Origin of the sequence: Oceaniglobus indicus, from assembly GCF_002751875.1 — a bacterium.
Lineage (GTDB): Bacteria > Pseudomonadota > Alphaproteobacteria > Rhodobacterales > Rhodobacteraceae > Oceaniglobus > Oceaniglobus indicus.
This window is the reverse complement of the sequence record NZ_NMZM01000004.1, coordinates 364013-380862: the sequence shown is the minus strand read 5'-3', so window position 1 is coordinate 380862 and position 16850 is coordinate 364013. Positions and strand designations below refer to the sequence as shown.

Sequence of the window (16850 nt, the reverse complement as noted above, 5' to 3'; positions counted from 1 at the left end):
GAACCCAACCCGATCACCAGGTGCAACGAGTAGCTTAATTTATGCCAGATCCTGTCCAATGATCGGGGAGTAGCTCACTGTTCAAACAGGACCAAATCACCAAGCGCATCTTCGGCGAATACGTCTCGCGCTACGACTTCAAGCGGTCCGAGGAGGACGGGGCCACCGTCAAGCTGGTCTACGAGAACCGAGGCGAGAAGCTGGGTGTCGCCAAGACGGATCTGAACGACCGGATCGCCGAGAAGATCGAGGAGGCGGAACTCGACCCGGATCAGGCGGCGCTCCTCGATAAGCTGCTCGGGAAGGACTACGAGGTCATCACCGCCGACGAGCGGCTCGACAAGATCGCAGCCGATTTCGTGGATCACTGCGCAACAAGGTGGGAATCCGGAAAATCCCTGTTTGTTTGCATCGACAAGATCACCTGCGCCCGGATGCACCAGATGATCGTCCCGCGATGGAGGGCGAAAGCCGCAGAAGTCAGGGCGGCGGCCGATGCCAAGAAATCCCAGGCGGATACCACGGCCGACAAAAGCATGCGCGCTGTCCTCGAGGAGGAAGCGCAAGAATTGGATGCGCAGGCAACGTGGCTCGAGGAAACCATAGTCGAGATCATTATCAGCGAAGCGCAGAACGAGGTCGCGGACTTCAAGAAGTGGGGATTCGACATCATCCCGCACCGTGCCCTGATGAAGCAGGGCTTCGATACTGGGAATGCCGAGCGCATCGATGTCGAGACGGCCTTCAAGAACCCCAAGCACCCGTTCCGCGTCGCAATCGTCTGTGCGATGTGGCTGACCGGCTTCGACGTGGAAAGTCTGTCGACGCTCTATATCGACAAGCCGATGAAGGCGCACACGCTGATGCAGGCCATAGCGCGTGCGAACAGGGTGTATCCTGGCAAGGACTTCGGCCTGATTGTCGACTACAATGGGATGCTCGCCAGCCTGCGAGCCGCGCTGGCTCAGTACGCGCTGGGCGATGATGGCACAGGCGGAGAAGAGATCATCGCCCCCATCGAAGAGAGGGTGCAGGCCCTGCTTGAAGCTATCGAGGCGACCGAGGCGCATTTGCGCGGCATCGGCTTCGATCCAAGTGTGCTACTCGGTTCGAAGGGCTTTGTGCGCATCAAGGGTTTGAAGGACGCCGTGGAAGCCGTTTATTCGACGGACGAGGCCAAGCGGCGCTTCGAGATTCTCGCACGGCAGGTGTTCATCCGCTTCAAGGCGCTGCTGATGGAGCCCAGCGCTTGGGCATACGCCGAACGACACGACAATATTGAGGCAATCTACAAAAAACTGACCGAGCGGCGCGACACGGCTGACGTTACCGAGCTGCTGAAGGAGTTGCACCGGATCGTCAACGAGGCCATCCGGACGCAGGCGCCAGGAGACGACCAAGCCGAGGGACTTACCTTCGACCTCAGTCAGATCGACCTTGAGAAGCTACGCGATGAATTCGCAAAGAAGGTCAGACGCAAAGCGACCGCGCTTCAGGACATCCGAGAAATCGTTGAACAGAAACTTGCCGAGATGCTGGCGCGCAATCCCGCAAGGATGGATTATCAGGTGAAGTACGAGGCAATCATCGCCGATTACAATCGGGAGAAAGACCGAACCACCATCGAGGAGACCTTCCGCCGACTGGTCGAGCTCGTGAACAGTCTGGACGAGGAACAGAAGCGCGCAACGAAGGAGGGGCTTGGTGAGGATGAGCTCGCGCTCTTCGACCTGCTGCTCAAGGATAACCTGGACAAGACGTCCCGTGAGCGGGTGAAGCAGGCAAGCCGTGACCTCCTGGCTTCCATAAAGACGCGCTTGGCTGAACTCGATCGCTTCTGGGAGAAGGAACAGACCAAGGCAGACGTCGAGGTCTTCATCTTGGACGAGGTCTTTGCAAGTCTACCGTCACCGCCGTTCACGCCCGATGAAAAGAAAGCACTTGCGGCAAGCGTCTACGCCCATGTGTGGCAACAGGCCGTGAATGGTGGCTTCGCGCAGGCGGCATAGGCTCGTTCGCTGATAGTTCGATCCAGGTTCCGGCAGCTTGGCGAACAGTACTGCAAACTGTGCGCAGTATTGGTGCAATTTAAATCTCATGATTTCAATAACATGGCGCTCTGAACCGGATTGCGTGCGGTTAACAGGTCCGGAGAATATCGGCCCTGAGAGACCGCTTCCGGGGCACTTGGCACCGGGGCCGGTTAGCGGCCCCTCCCGCATAACCCTCGAAAACAACGAGAAAATCCGGCCGCTGCCGGATGGGGAGAACGCTTTCGCTGGGGCAAGTGGCGGACAGACAGGGATTCGAACCCTGGAGACGGTCTCCCGCCTACACACTTTCCAGGCGTGCGCCTTCGACCACTCGGCCACCTGTCCGTGGGGTGTGATCTAGCAAGGAACGACCGGGGGGTGCAAGACGTCAATCGCGAATTGTCCTGAATTGCGGGTGCAAAGGGGTATGAGCGAGGGCAGAGCCGCCGTTCCCTCGCCTTTGTTGATCCGGAAAGGCGCGCCCTGCTCGATTACCACTGTGTTTTCGGCCGGAATATGCGTCCGTGGCCGCGGTCAGCGCCCGGCGCCATCAGCGTCGCCGTCGCCGTCACCTTCTGCATCGCCGATTTCACGGTGGCGGTTGGGTTCGGGCGTTTCCGGGGCCGGGCCCGGACCTTCGGCGACCGGCGCATCGGGGCGCAGCATTTCCGGATTGCGCAACCACAGATCGCGTTGCGGGAACGGCATTGCGATCCCCTCTTGGGCGAAGGCGGCCGTGATTGCGTGGTTCATGTCGGATTTCACCGACAGCACGAAGTTCACATCCCGCAGGATGGCGCGGATCTCGAAGTTCATGCGGTCGTGATCGAACCCCATGAAGATAATCCCGGGTTCGGGGTTCAGCACGACCATCGGATGATCCTCGGCGATGCGCATCAGCACCTTCTCGACCAGGCGCGTGTCGGTTCCGAAGGCCACCGACACCGGCACGATGACCCGCCCGACAAGGTTGCCGCGGGTCCAGTTGGTCACGACGCCGCTGACGAAATCGGCGTTCGGCACGATCACATCGGTGCGGTCGAAGGTCTCGATCCGGGTCGAACGCACAGAGATGTCGCGCACGTATCCCATCTGGCCCCCGACCTCGATCCAGTCGCCTTCGGAAATCGGCCGCTCGATCAGCAGGATGATCCCGGCGACGAAGTTCGACACGATGTTCTGAAGGCCAAAGCCGATACCGACCGACAACGCACCGGCAACCAGGGCAACGGACGACAGATCGATACCGGCTGATGAAATGGCCACGACACCGGCCAGGAAGATGCCGATATAGCCGACGCCCGAGGTGATCGCCGTGCGGCCGCCCACGTCGATCTTGGTGCGCGGCAGGACCGAGGATCTCAGCGTGCCCTGCAACAGGCGCGTCAGACCGAACAGCAGGGCGAACACCAGCGCGAAGGTCAGGAAATCCGTGGGCGAGATGCGGCTGTCGCCGATGGGAATGCCTTCCTGGAATCGCGCCCAGATCTCGACCAGGTCGGTGACCCGCATCCCCCAGATCAGCGCGAACAGCGGGATGGACGCGACATACAGCACGAACAGGATCAGCACCGGCGTCAGTGCCTCGCCAACCTCCTGGTCCGACTTCCGCGTGATCAGGCCATAGATGTCGCGCACGACGATGCGCAGCACGGCCAACAGCGCCAGCAAGCCAAGTGTCGCGGCACTGGGAAAGATCAGTTGCTGACCGGCGTTGCCGTATCCGATCGCGGCCACCAAGGGCGCGATCATACCGATCAGGATGTAAAGCTGACCCACCAGCCGCAGCAGGTTGTTGCCATAGCTGCCTTCGCTGGCATCGGTTTGCTCCTCGGCCTGGGCATCGTACAGGCGCAGCCGGTGCATCATCCGGCCAAGCCGCCACAACACCAAACCGCCGACCAGGGTCAGGGGAAAGAACAGCACGGCAACCGTCGCTTCGTCATAGCGGTCGAAGGCCGCGACCCGCGTGAGCAAGCCATGGGCGGCAATCAACAGCCCCATCAGGCCGAAGTAATACCGCCCCTCGCGGCGTTTTTCGGCCGCAATCTGAAACGGACCGACGATATGATCGCGCCACGGGAACACCCGCGATCCCAACCACAGCGACGCGAAGACGATGAAGCCCATGCGCGGCAAGGTTTCGGCAAAGATCTGACCGCGCAGCCCCAGGATGCCGCTGCTGTACAGCGCCTCGCGCAGCGCAAATAGGCCCAGCACCGGCACGACGACCTGCCCGATCGAGACGATGAAGGCGACGACCGGGTTCCCCTGGCCCGCGCTGCCGGTGTAGATCCGCAGCGTCAGCCACTCCATCCAGCTGCGTCCGCGCACCAGCAACGCCAGCGCAAGGGACAGATACAACAGGGTCGCCGGCAGGTTTTCGCGCAGATGCGCCCGTTCGCCCGGCCGCCCCAACCCGTCCCTCACCTCTTCGCCGGCACGCACCAGGCTTTCGGCAAGCGATGTCACCGCCTTGGGCCAGAGCGCGGGGTTCAGCGGCGTCGGCCCGAGTTTCAGGAACTCCTGGGTTTGGCGCTCGCGCAGAGTCGTGTCGATTTCCGAGATCAGCCCGTTGGCGCGGTTGAACGCCTCCTCGGCGCTGCGTCGCGGCGCGAGAATGGTCTGCAACTGCGTCGTCAGCTCGCTTCGCCGTGCGGCGATTTCCTCGGGTTCGGTTTCGCCTTCGGCGGGCGCCGGGCCAAGCGCGTCGATCTGCGCCTGGATGGTATCCACCCGCGCCTGTCCGGTGTTCTGCGCCCCGAGAAACTTCTCACGGTAACCGGCGATTTCGCTGCGCAACTGTTCCAGCGCCAGATCAGTCGCCTCGCCGTCGCTCAGCATGACCTCGGCGCGCGACGCCAGACGTTCCCAATCCTGGCTGGGCACCGTGCCCTGCGCCAGCGCGCCCAGCGCCAACGCCAGGACAACGACCAGCCCCAGGGCGGCCGCGCGGCAGATGCGAAGCATGCTCACCTTCAGCCCTCGAACACCGTCGGCAGGACGCGCCCCTGCTGATCAAGCCATTCCGGAACCGGCAGGCCCTTTTCGCGCAGAAAGGCCGGGTTGTAGATCTTCGACTGATAGCGCGTGCCGTAATCGCACAGGATGGTCACGATGGTGTGTCCCGGCCCCATCTTGCGGGCCATCCGGATGGCCCCGGCGACGTTGACACCGGTTGAGCCGCCCATGCACAGCCCTTCGTCGGTCAGCAGGTCGAACACGACCGGCAATGCCTCGGCGTCGGGAATGCGGAACGCCATGTCCGGCGTGAAACCTTCGAGGTTGGCCGTGATGCGCCCCTGCCCGATCCCTTCCGAAATCGAGTTTCCGGGATTTTCATCGCCGGTATAGATCTTGAACATGCCCGCGCCTTCGGGATCGGCCAGTGCCACCTTGACCCCCTTGGGTTGCAGCACGGCGCCGACACCGGCCAGCGTGCCGCCCGAGCCGACGGCGCAGATGAAGCCGTCGATCTTGCCGTCGGTCTGCGCCCAGATTTCGGGCCCGGTGCCGTCGATATGGGCCTGGCGGTTCGCCACGTTGTCGAACTGGTTCGCCCAGATCGCGCCATTCGGTTCGGTTTTGGCCAATTCTTCGGCCAACCGCCCGGAATAGCGGACATAATTGTTGGGGTTCTTGTAGGGCGCGGCCGGCACCTGGACCAACTCGGCCCCCGCCAGGCGCAGCATGTCCTTCTTTTCCTGGCTCTGGGTTTCCGGGATCACGATGACCGTGCGAAACCCCATCGAGGCGCCGACCAGCGCCAGACCGATGCCGGTATTGCCGGCCGTCCCTTCAACAATGGTGCCGCCGGGTTTCAGCAGGCCCTTTTCAACCGCGTCGCGGATGATGAACAGGGCCGCGCGGTCCTTGACCGACTGGCCGGGGTTCATGAATTCGGCCTTGCCCAGGATTTCACAACCCGTCGCATCGGACGGGCCGTTCAGCCGGATCAGGGGCGTGTTGCCGATGGCCGAGGCCAGATCACCGTGAATGGTCATGTGCTTGTCCTTTTCGCGCGGCTTTGGCCTTCTACCTAGGCCCCGGCGCGCGCGAACTCAAGCGGGGGCGAACGCGCCGCGCTCGCGCTGACGCTGCAACCAGAACACCGTCATCAGCAGCGGCGTATCGTCCGCCTCGCCGCTGTCCACCAGATCCATCAGCGTCGCGAAGGAAATGACATGGGTGCGGATATCCTCGCCCTCGCTGTCCAGCCCACCCCGCCCTTCGGACAGGTCGGGCAGATCGCACAATCCCACATAGCTGAACAGGTATTCGCTGACCGCGCCGGGGCTGGGATAGCTGTTGGCGACATGCAACAGGCGATGCAGGGTCAGTCCCGCCTCTTCGACAGTTTCACGGCGCGCGCAGGCTTCGGGGGATTCGCCGGGGTCGATCCGCCCGGCGACCGGCTCCAGGCTCCACGGCATCGGATCGCCGCGCATGAACGGGCCATAGCGGAACTGTTCGACCAACAGCACCCGGTCGCGCACCGGATCATAGGGCAGAACCGTCACCGCGTCGCCGCTGATCAGCCCGGCGCGGTTCAACACCTCCGAGCGTCCACCGTCGAACCGGGTATGGGTCAGGTCGGTTTCGGCCAAGGCGAAATAGTTGGTATAGGGCCGGCGCGCGTTGATCACCTGAACGTCGTCGCGGGTATGACGATGGCGCAACGACACCGGCGCCGGACAGGCCGCCGCCCGCACCCGCCCGTCGGCCCGCACCCGGATCATCGGCATGGCCCCCCGCAGTTCCTCACCGTCCAGCTTTCCGAACAGCGCCATGGCCTCCTGCGCCGCGAAGCGTGTCATCGCCGCCCAGTCGCGCTGCCAATCGGCCAACGACCATTCATCGTCCGACGGCGCCGCGGGTGTGCCCGGACGATACACCATCGCTTGCGTGCGCCCCTCGGGCGTCTCGACCTCGCAGTGATCGACGACATATCCAAAGCCCTGCTCGTAGAAATGCAGCCGCTTCAGCACGCCCTCGGGCAGATCGCGCAGCAGCAGGCCCGAGGCGGAACCACCGGCGGCGAGAACCGGGAAATCACCGTCGGCGGCACGCCGGACGCAGTGATCGGTCAGAAACGCCTCGGTTCCGTCGAACCGACCGCCGGTGACGATGGCGCGCAGCGCATCATCCATCAGGGTTCCGAACAGGAAAAGGTTGGTCATATCAAAGGTCAATCGAGCCTGTGTGCGGTTTTCTGCGCGACAAGTTCGGTCAGCGCACCACAGAACATCGCACCGATCGCCAGCGTCGGCAGAACGTTGTTGCCCAACAGGTAGGTGGAAAAATCGACCATGAGCCGGATCATCTCCTCAAGCGCCTCGGTCGGGTCACTGTAATAGAGATCCAGCGAACGTTCCAGCATCTCGCGCCCGGCCCAGAACAGCAGGCACCAGAACACGATCAGCACCGCCGCCGTGATCCCGTAGGTGACGCCGAAGGCATATCCCTCGCCGGCACGCCGCCCCACAAGGCGCCAGCCTACGAGAAACCCGATGGCAGCGTTGGTCACTCCGAAAGCCAGCGTCGGATTGCCATAGGGGATGTTGGGGATCACCATCCCGGTCACAAGAAACGCCAGCCCGGCAAAACAAAGCCCGGCGATCATCTTGGGTCCGGTGGGATACATGGGTTACGCGGGCCTTTGCACGGTGATCTGGGTCACGTCACAGTTTCCGCTGTGAAAGGTCGCGGCGCAAGAAATAAGATACATGTTCCACATCCGCCGGAACCTTTCGTCAAATCCCAGCGCCTTGACCTCGTCCCAGCGGCTGTTGAAGGTTTCGTGCCAGCGCAGCAGCGTCTGGGAATAGCTTTGCCCGAACTCGACCGATTTCAGCACCGACAGCCCCGCCTTCTCGACCTCGCTGCGCAGGATCTTGGGGCTGGGCAACATGCCGCCGGGAAAGATGTAGCGCTGGATGAAATCGATGGTATCGCGGTACACCTCCCAGCGTTTTTCCTGCACCGTGATGATCTGAAGCGTCGCATTGCCGCCGGGCTTCAGGCGATCGCGCAGGGTGTTGAAATACGCGGGCCAGTATTTCTGGCCGACCGCCTCGAACATCTCGATGCTGGCGATGCCGTCATAAAGGCCCTGTTCGTCGCGGTAATCCTGCAACTTGATCGTCACCCGGTCCGACAGGCCGGCGCGCGCGATCCGCTCCAGCGCATAGGCATATTGCGCCCGGCTGATCGTCAGGCAGGTCACGCGCAATCCCCGTTCGCGCGCCGCGTATTCCGCGAACCCGCCCCAGCCACAGCCGATTTCAAGAACATGGTCGCCGGGGCGCGCGCCCATCTCGTCAACCATCGAGGCATATTTCGCCGTCTGTGCCGCCTCCAGGCTTTCCTGGCCGGTGGTGAACTTGGCCGATGAATAGGTCATCGTGTCGTCCAGCCACAGGCCGTAGAACTCGTTGCCCAGATCGTAGTGCGAGGCGATGTTGCGCTTGGCTTGGCGGCGCGAATTGCCCTTCCACCAGAACCGCAGCCGTTCAAAGAAGCGCACCGCGCCCATGGCCGGGAAACTGTCGTAGACTTCCCAGTTGTCGGCATGGACCAGCGCCATGAACCCCTGAAGGTCCGGCGTGCTCCACCATTCGTCCAGATAGGCCTCGCAAAAACCAAGATCGCCCTCGCGGATCAGGCGGGCAAAAATCTCGGGGTTGTGGATCCGCAACTCGGCGATCGGCACCGCGCTTTTGGTGCCCGTGGCGCGGAAGGTCCGCCCGTCGGGCAGCACGAAATCCAGCCGCCCGTTGTCCATCTGACAGGCCATCTGGAAAACCTGCGCGAAATACCGCGGCAGATCCTTCTGGCCCGCGACGCTTGTCAATAGTGTCATCGTCTCTCCCACATCCCGGCGCTGAGGTTACCCACGGCGCATCGGTCGAACAAGTCCATGAAGGGCAGGCCGATGCCGCCCCATCCGAATGATATACGTGCCGTGGACGGCGCCGGTTTCACCACGCGTCGCCAAGGCCGTTCAACGGTGCGACGCAAGATCAGAAATCCCGGTCTTCATAGGCGGCCAGCGCCCGCTTGCGGCCATCGTCGGCGGTGACGATGGGATCGGGATAGGGATCGTCGGGCGCCATGGACCAGGAGCGAGGCATCGCTTCGAAATAGGCCAGCGCATCCTTGCCGGGCCGCTTCTGGCCTTCGGCGATCCAGCGGTCGACATAGGCATGGTCGGGGTCGAACTTGTCCAGTTGGGTGACCGGGTTGAAGACGCGGAAGAATGGTGTCGCATCCGGCCCCGACCCGGCCGACCATTGCCAGCCCATGGCGTTCGAGGCCGGATCCCAATCGATCAGGCAATGCTCGAACCACTTCTGCCCGATTCGCCAGTGACACATCAGGTGCTTGGTCAGATAGGACGCCACGATCATCCGGGCGCGGTTGTGCATGTGGCCGGTCACATACATCTCGCGCATGGCAGCATCGACAAATCGGATGCCGGTGCGCCCCTGTTTCCAGGCCTTGACCTCGGCGCGGCGCTCATCCTCGTTCCACGGAAAGGCCTGCCATTCCTCGCGCCAGTTGTCGGTGGCGATGCGCGGCGTGTGATAGATCAGGTGATAGGCGAACTCGCGCCAGACCAGCTCTTTCAGGAACGTCTCGGCGCCGGATTTCCCCTTTTCCAGCGCGCGGCGACCGGCATGCCAGCAGGCGCGCGGTGAAATCTCGCCATAGGTCAGGTTTTCCGACAGCTTCGAGGTGCCCTCCATGGCCGGGCGGTCGCGCGCGGCGTCATAATCATCGATCGCGTGGCCGATGAACGACGCCAGCCGCCCCTGTGCCGCGGGTTCACCGACGTTGGTGTGAGGCAGCACGACATCGGCGCCCCGGTCCATCGCCGCGCCCATGGCCCAGTCGTCGAGCTTATCGGACGCCGGCCATTCCGCCGGGGCGGAGATATTCGACGGTGCCGACAGGGTGTCGGCCACCGGGTGTTCGCGCGCGGTCCGCCAGAACGGCGTGTAGACCTTGTAATAATCGCCGGTCTTGGTCTCGATGTCCCAGGGTTCGAACAACAGATGGCCGCGAAAGCTCTGGGCGTCGATGCCGTCGTCCTTCAGGGCCTCTTTCACCCTGGTGTCACGTGCGATGGCATCGGGATCATAAAGGCGCGACCACCAGACGGCACCGGCGCCGGTTTCGCGCACCAGATCCTGCAGGCAGTCCAACGCATCGCCGCGGCGCAGGATCAGCCGCGATCCCTTGTCGCGCAGGGCCTCGTCCAATGCGCCGACCCCAAGGCCAAGCCGCCATGTCGGACACGCCCCCTGCCCCTGCACCACCTCATCCAGCAGGAAGACCGGGATCACCGGGCGTCCCGTATCACAGGCCGCGGCCAGCACGGGATGATCCGACAGGCGCAGATCGCGGCGAAACCAGAGGAGGATCGGAGTATCTGCGGACATGGACGGCCTTTCAGTCTGTAACGCTATCCCCCAGAGCTAGGGCCGCAGCGTCCCGGTCAAGTGTGCATCGCGCACGAAAAGGCCCGCGATCCGGGAACCGCGGGCCTTTCGTCGTCGTGTCAGGCGCAGCGCGTCACATCTTGGCGCGTTCCGATTGCAGCCCGCGGAAGATGCAATAGCACATCGCCAGCAGGACCACCGTGAACAGCAGACCCGTAGAGATCACCATCGACTGAAGCGCGGCCAGCCCGCCACCGATCAGCAGCGCGATCGCCACGGCGCCCTCGAATATGCACCAGAACACCCGCTGCGGCACCGGCGCGTCGACCTTGCCGCCCGCCGTGATCGTGTCGATCACCAGCGAACCGGAATCCGACGAGGTCACGAAGAACACGATGACCAGCACGATGCCGATGAACGACGTGATCGACGCCAGCGGCAATTCGCCCAGCATCTTGAACAGCTGCAGCGGCAGTTCCGCATCTTGCGCCCCGGTGAAGTTGTCGGTCAGCACCTGATGGATTGCGGTGCCGCCGAAGATCGACATCCACAGGACGCAGACCATCGAAGGGATCAACAGCACGCAGACCACGAATTCACGCACGGTGCGGCCCCGCGACACCCGGGCGATGAACATGCCGACGAAGGGTGACCAGCTGATCCACCAGGCCCAATAGAACGATGTCCAGCCCTGGCTGAAGTTCACGTCGTCGCGCCCGAACGGATTGGCCAGCGCCGGCAGGTATTCGACATAGGCGACAAGGCTTTGCAGGAAGAACGTCAGAAGAAAGACCGTCGGCCCGACAATCAGCGTGAACAGCGCCAGAAGACCGGCAAGACCCATGTTGAGTTCGGACAGCAGCTTTACCCCGCCGTCCAGACCGCGCAGCACCGAGATCAGCGCGACGGCAGTAATGGCGGTGATCAGGATCACTTCCGTCGTGTTCCCCATCGGGATGCCGAACAGCTCGTTCAGGCCCGCGTTGGCCTGCGTCGCGCCGAACCCCAGCGAGGTCGCGAGACCGAAGAGCGTCGCGAAAACGGCTACGGTATCGACGACATGCCCGCGCCAACCCCAGATCTTCTCGCCGAAGATCGGATAGAAGGCCGAACGGATCGTCAGCGGCAAACCCTTGTTATAGGTGAACAGCGCCAGCGCCAGCGCGACGGTGGCATAGATCGCCCAGGGGTGCAGACCCCAGTGAAAGATCGTCGCCGCCATGCCCAGGCGGACCGCGCCGTCCTGATCGCCCGTGGCCGCGGCCAGCGGCGCCCAATCGGTGCGCAAGCCGTTTTCGACAGCGGTTTCGCCCAACGAGGTCGAAAAATGGGTCAGCGGTTCGGACACGCCATAAAACATCAACCCGATGCCCATGCCGGCCGCAAACAGCATCGCGAACCAGCCGACATAGCTGTAATCGGGCGTCGCATCCGATCCGCCAAGCCGCACCGAGCCATATGGCGTGACGATCAGCAGCAGGGTGAACACCACCACCACGTCGGCCGCCAGGATCAGGAACCAGTCAAAGTTCTTGGTGGTGAAGTCGAACATCGCGGAAAACACCGACGCCGCCTGTTCGGGCAACGCGATGGTGTAAAACACGAAGGCAATGATCGAAAGACCCGAGATCATGAACACCGGGTTGTGGATGTCGAAATGCAGGCCCAGTGCGGACCCCTCGACGTTGCTCTGGCCGATTTCAAAATCGGTATCGATGACGGCACTCGTTCCCTCGGGATCAGGTATGCCCTGATTTGCTGTCTCGTCTGTCATGTCTTCATCCTACTTTCCCTTTTTCTTCCTGTTCAGGCTGGCGCGTCCCGCACGATCATCACCGATACTTTCGCATGTTCGGCGATGCGGCTGCCGTTGCTGGCCCAGATCCGGTCGGCCAGCCCCGGCACGTGGCTGGCCATCACCACGAGGTCGGCGCCGGTTTCGTCGATCGCCTTCAGCAATGTCGCTTCCAGATCCGTCGCCGGATCGTGGCTGATGCGGGCATGCGCCTCGGTTTCGATGCCGTGGGCGGCGCCCTGGGCGGCGGCGAATTCGCTCAGCCGTGTCTTGTATTCCGCCGGATTGTGCGCGACCGCCGTCGGCACCGATGCCGACACCCCGACATAGACCACCGGAACGCCATGCAGCCGTGCCAGATCGGCCGCGCATTGCAGGGCGCGGCCCAAGCGGTCCTTGTGGGCAAGGTCGACGGGGGTCAGGATCCTGGTGAACATCGGTTGCGCCTCTCCATTGCTCGGCCCGGCCGCGCAGCCGGGGGTTTCATGCCGGAACGTGCAGGCGTCCCCGGCGGGACACCTGCCTCCGACACGCCACCCTACATCGAAAACACCGCGAATCACAAATGACGCGGCTGCCGGGGGACGTGAATCGCGGGATCACGCGTTCACATCGACGACGATCCGGCCCTGCACCTGCCCCTTCAGGATGTCACGGCCCAACTTGGGCAGATCGCCCAGCCCGGCGGTGACGATCATCGAGTCGAGCTTGTCCATCGGCAGGTCCGACGCGATCCGCGCCCAGGCACGCTGGCGTTTGTCGAACGGTTGCATGACCGAATCGATGCCCAACAGGTTGACCCCCCGCAAAAGGAACGGGATCACCGTCGCAGGCAGCGATGAGCCGCCGGCCAACCCGACCGCCGCGACGCTGGCCGAATGCTTCATCTGGCCCAGCACACGGGCCAGCATCGCGCCGCCAACCGCATCGATGCAGCCGGCCCATGTCTCGCCCTCCAGCGGGCGCTTGACCGTCTCGGCCAGTTCGTCGCGCGGCACGATCCGGCTGGCGCCCAGCGACGTCAGATAATCGCCGGTCTCGGGGCGCCCGGTCACCGCCGCAACCTCGTATCCAAGGTTCGACAGGATCGCCACGGCGACCGATCCGACACCGCCCGACGCGCCGGTCACCAGGACCGGCCCCTGATCGGGGGTCAGTCCGTGGTCCTCCAGCGCCATGATCGCAAGCATCGCGGTAAAGCCCGCGGTGCCGACGGCCATGGCCCGCCGCGGATCCAGACCTTCAGGCAGGGGCACCAGCCAGTCGGCCTTGACCCGTGCCTTCTGGGCATAGCCGCCCCAATGGGTTTCACCCACGCGCCAGCCGGTCAGCACGACCTTGTCGCCGGGTCGGTAGCGGTCATCCTCGGACGCCTCGACCGTGCCGGCAAAGTCGATGCCGGGAACATGGGGATAGGTCCGCACCAAGCCCCCCCCCGGCCCGATGCACAACCCGTCCTTGTAGTTGAGCGTCGAATACGCGACCGCAACCGTCACGTCACCGTCCGGCAGCCGATCTTCGGACAGGTCCGTCACGGCCGCATGGGTTTTGCCGTCTTCGTCCTTCTGGACCAGCAGGGCCTTGAACATCGTCTCTCTCTCCTTCTGTGTCTTCGCAGCCCCGACGGGGGCGATTCAGTCTATGCCGGGCGCCGGTGGCGGATCACGCATCATCGGCCGGCATGGCGAACAGGTCGGTGTCACCCGGACCCGCCCCCGCCGCGGTCAGCATCGCATGCACCTGGCCGCGATGGTGTGTCTGATGGTTGAACATATGCAGCAGGCACAGTGCCTTGGGCCGCAGCACATCCCGCCCCAAGGCGCCGGAGAACCACGCAAGATCCCCGGCCAGGGCCGCATCATCCAGCGTATCCGCCCAGATCAGCATCTTGTCATCCATCACCCGGCGCGTCTGCGCCATCACGTCCCAGTCCGGCATGAAAGCCGCGCTTTCGCCCAGACCGACGTGCGGCTTTTCCCACCCTGCGAAACGCGCCATCCAGATCCGATCGCCCCACATCAGGTGCGACAGCGTGCCGTGGATCGAGCCGAAGAACGCGCCCCGATCCGCCCGACGGGCCGCGTCATCCAGCGCGCCTGCCGCCTCATACAGGCCGGCGTTCTGCCAACGGTTATACCGGGCCAGCGTGCGTGCGGTCGCGGATGTCAGGACTGGTTCGTTCATCGGCCTCTTTCCTGAACTCCGAATTGCACCGCGGGATCCGCATCGCACCCTGCGCGCGACTGTGGCACATGTTCAACCACCATGAACAGCGTCGCAAGCCCGCGGCGCACCAGCGCGCGCGATCGCGAGCCCGATCCATACCCATCCGCCACGCGACCGATCCGCCGATGCCGGGATCGGACGCCCTGCTTCTCATTGACACAAATACTCGAACACCCCCATCGCGGCGCCACCGTCCTGCCCGCCTGGCGTCGCCCTCGCGCGCCCGGATCGGGGCGGCTTGCCGGCACCGCTGCACCGCGCGATCGCGGTGGCGCAGAAAACTGCGCCAGAACGCCATGGGCGCCGTGAAACCTCTTGTGATCGTGCCGGACCGACCCTAGCGTCGGTGATTGAAAAACGACCGACAGCGAGGAAACAAGATGAAACTCAGAACCGCCATGACGTCTGCGACCGCCATGGTCCTGATTGCCTCGGGCGCCGCGCGGGCCCAGGACACCGATCTGCTGGTGTTCGATTATCCCGGCTTCGAACTGCCCGAATTCCATTCGACCTATGTCGACAAGCACGGCGCCTCGCCGACGTTCGCGTTCTTCGGCGACGAAGAGGAAGCGTTCCAGAAGCTGCGCTCGGGGTTTCGCGCCGATGTCAGCCACGCCTGTGCGGGGTCGGTGACCAAATGGGTCGAATCCGGGATCCTCGAACCCTGGGACACCGACAAGATCACCGCATTCGATGATCTGAACGCCGATCTGACCGGCACCGACGTCGCCGCCGCCGCATCGGACGTCTATTTCATCCCGACCGATTTCGGTTCGACCGCCGTGGCCTACAACACCGACGAAGTCCCCGCCGAAGACGTGGCATCCCTGAGCGTGTTCCAGAATCCGAAATACGATCAGCGCATGACCCTGCCCGACAACGTCGACGATACCTTCGCGCTGGCCTACCTGGCGACCGGGACCACCAACTGGACCAATGCGACCGACGAACAATTCGAGGCCGCGGCGCAGTGGTTGCGCGATGTCCATCCGTTCGTCCGGACCTATTGGACCGACCCCGCCGAACTGGCCCAGCTGATGGCCACCGGGGAAATTCTGGTTGCCTGGGCCTGGAACGAAACCTTGCCGACGATGGCCGAACAGGGGTTCCCCATCGGCTTTGCGCGCGACACCACCGAAGGCTCGTCGCTGTGGCTGTGCGGTTACGTCAACCTCAAGGACGGCGAAGGCTCCGAGGACAAGGCCTATGATTACCTGAATGCCTTCCTCGATCCGGCGGCGACCGAGGCCCTTCTTGACGCGGGATACGGCCAGTCGAACGCCAAGGCCATGGCGGCTTACGGCGAACAGGCGTTGACCGACGTCGGGCTCGGACCGGTCAGTTCACCCGTCCTGGCACAGCTGCCGATGGACAACGATCTGCGCCAGAAGCAATCCGAAGCCTTCGAGAAGATCAAGGCCGGCTTCTAAGCCGTTAATAAAAAGAAGAAATCGGCGCCAGAACGTTGGCGCCGATTTTTTTATGTCTGCACGTCGGTCACCGTTGCAGAACCGGCGACGTCCGTTTCCGCAATCACACGCGATTTGCCAACCGTGCCTGCCGCGCAAGGCTGCGTGCCTGAAGGATCTGCATGCCGATCGCCATGGATGGGCCGATCCCCAGCGCAAAGAACACGGTGCCCAACCCCAGCGTGCCCCCCAGCGCCCAGCCGATGGCGACGACCGTCAGTTCAAGAAAGGTGCGCACGCGGGCGATGGGCTGGCCGGTCACGGTCTGAAACCCCACCATCAGGCCATCGCGCGGACCCGGCCCGAGGTTGGCGATCAGGTAGATCGCCCCGCCGAAACCCGTCACGAAGACGCCGGTCAACGCAAGCGCGGCATTCGCCAGGTAGCTTTCGAAATGCGGCAGATAGGGCAAGGCGAATTCAAGCACCAGCGCCACGATGACCGCGTTCAGGATCGTTCCCATGCCCGGCACCTGCCTGAGCGGGATCCACAAGGCCAGGACCGAGACGCTGATCACGAAGGTCGCAAAGCCAAGGCTCCACCCCGTGACATTGGTGACACCTTCGGCGAACACGGTCCAGGGGCTGACGCCAACCCCGGCGGCAACCAACAGCGATTCGCCCAGGCCAAAGACCACCAGGCCGATGATCAGAAACAGCACCGACGCCAGGGGCGGCTTCATGGTGAACGCCTTGGGCGAGCTCCACCCGAGCTTCGGGACGGACGTGACCGAGAGAAAAGCCAAAGCGGAATCCACGACAAGATGACAGGTGATGAAATCTTGTGCCAGCTTGCGCCGAGAACGGCAAGGGCGGCGTCCCGAAGCCGATTGCGCAACCAGACCCCGGTGCAATCCGATTGCCGGCGAAGGACGTCGCCAAAG

General features: G+C 63.5%; 13 protein-coding genes, 1 tRNA gene and 1 pseudogene. 3 read left to right on the top strand and 12 right to left on the bottom strand.

Annotated features, from left to right (window positions below; translation table 11 throughout):
• Nucleotides 1-77 precede the first annotated feature (77 nt).
• Both CFP68_RS18435 and CFP68_RS08875 read left to right on the top strand, forming a co-directional pair.
• Nucleotides 78-200 (top strand): annotated as a pseudogene (locus tag CFP68_RS18435) (hypothetical protein); the annotation flags it as partial.
• Nucleotides 201-443: 243 nt separating this feature from the next.
• Nucleotides 444-2009 (top strand): type I restriction enzyme endonuclease domain-containing protein, encoded by a 1566-nt coding sequence (locus tag CFP68_RS08875; protein WP_241524009.1) that lies wholly within the window; start codon nt 444-446, stop codon nt 2007-2009.
• Between the two features lie 279 nt (nt 2010-2288).
• On the opposite strand, the gene CFP68_RS08870 is transcribed toward CFP68_RS08875, so the two are convergent.
• From CFP68_RS08870 to CFP68_RS08820, 11 genes are all read right to left on the bottom strand, one after another.
• A tRNA-Ser gene (locus CFP68_RS08870) sits at nt 2289-2378 on the bottom strand.
• Nucleotides 2379-2567: 189 nt separating this feature from the next.
• Nucleotides 2568-5003 carry a DUF3772 domain-containing protein gene (locus CFP68_RS08865; RefSeq protein WP_099826546.1) on the bottom strand — a complete coding sequence of 812 codons (2436 nt, stop codon included), beginning with the start codon at nt 5001-5003 and terminating at the stop codon, nt 2568-2570.
• A gap of 8 nt (nt 5004-5011) precedes the next feature.
• Nucleotides 5012-6037 (bottom strand): cysteine synthase A, encoded by a 1026-nt coding sequence (locus tag CFP68_RS08860; RefSeq protein WP_099826545.1) that lies wholly within the window; start codon nt 6035-6037, stop codon nt 5012-5014.
• A gap of 57 nt (nt 6038-6094) precedes the next feature.
• A complete protein-coding gene (locus tag CFP68_RS08855; protein WP_099826544.1) occupies nt 6095-7213 on the bottom strand; it encodes an NUDIX domain-containing protein in 1119 nt (372 codons plus the stop codon).
• A gap of 8 nt (nt 7214-7221) precedes the next feature.
• Complete coding sequence (locus CFP68_RS08850; RefSeq protein ID WP_099826543.1) at nt 7222-7677, bottom strand: TrgA family protein; 456 nt, start codon at nt 7675-7677, stop codon at nt 7222-7224.
• Between the two features lie 3 nt (nt 7678-7680).
• A complete protein-coding gene (locus CFP68_RS08845; RefSeq protein WP_099826542.1) occupies nt 7681-8895 on the bottom strand; it encodes an SAM-dependent methyltransferase in 1215 nt (404 codons plus the stop codon).
• 160 nt (nt 8896-9055) lie between these two features.
• A complete protein-coding gene (locus CFP68_RS08840) occupies nt 9056-10477 on the bottom strand; it encodes a cryptochrome/photolyase family protein (RefSeq protein WP_099826541.1) in 1422 nt (473 codons plus the stop codon).
• A 133-nt stretch (nt 10478-10610) separates the two neighbouring features.
• Nucleotides 10611-12251, bottom strand: coding sequence for a BCCT family transporter (locus tag CFP68_RS08835; RefSeq protein ID WP_099826540.1), 1641 nt, complete (start codon nt 12249-12251; stop codon nt 10611-10613).
• A 32-nt stretch (nt 12252-12283) separates the two neighbouring features.
• Nucleotides 12284-12709 carry a universal stress protein gene (locus tag CFP68_RS08830; RefSeq protein WP_099826539.1) on the bottom strand — a complete coding sequence of 142 codons (426 nt, stop codon included), beginning with the start codon at nt 12707-12709 and terminating at the stop codon, nt 12284-12286.
• Nucleotides 12710-12871: 162 nt separating this feature from the next.
• Nucleotides 12872-13861 (bottom strand): acrylyl-CoA reductase (NADPH), encoded by a 990-nt coding sequence (acuI, locus tag CFP68_RS08825; protein ID WP_099826538.1) that lies wholly within the window; start codon nt 13859-13861, stop codon nt 12872-12874.
• Nucleotides 13862-13934: 73 nt separating this feature from the next.
• Nucleotides 13935-14456 (bottom strand): DinB family protein, encoded by a 522-nt coding sequence (locus tag CFP68_RS08820; protein ID WP_099826537.1) that lies wholly within the window; start codon nt 14454-14456, stop codon nt 13935-13937.
• A gap of 422 nt (nt 14457-14878) precedes the next feature.
• Here CFP68_RS08820 and CFP68_RS08815 point away from each other — a divergent pair, with 422 nt between their 5' ends.
• A complete protein-coding gene (locus tag CFP68_RS08815; protein WP_241524008.1) occupies nt 14879-15928 on the top strand; it encodes a type 2 periplasmic-binding domain-containing protein in 1050 nt (349 codons plus the stop codon).
• A gap of 103 nt (nt 15929-16031) precedes the next feature.
• Here CFP68_RS08815 and yczE read toward each other — a convergent pair whose 3' ends face one another.
• A complete protein-coding gene (gene yczE, locus CFP68_RS08810; protein ID WP_241524007.1) occupies nt 16032-16649 on the bottom strand; it encodes a membrane protein YczE in 618 nt (205 codons plus the stop codon).
• Nucleotides 16650-16850: the final 201 nt, after the last annotated feature.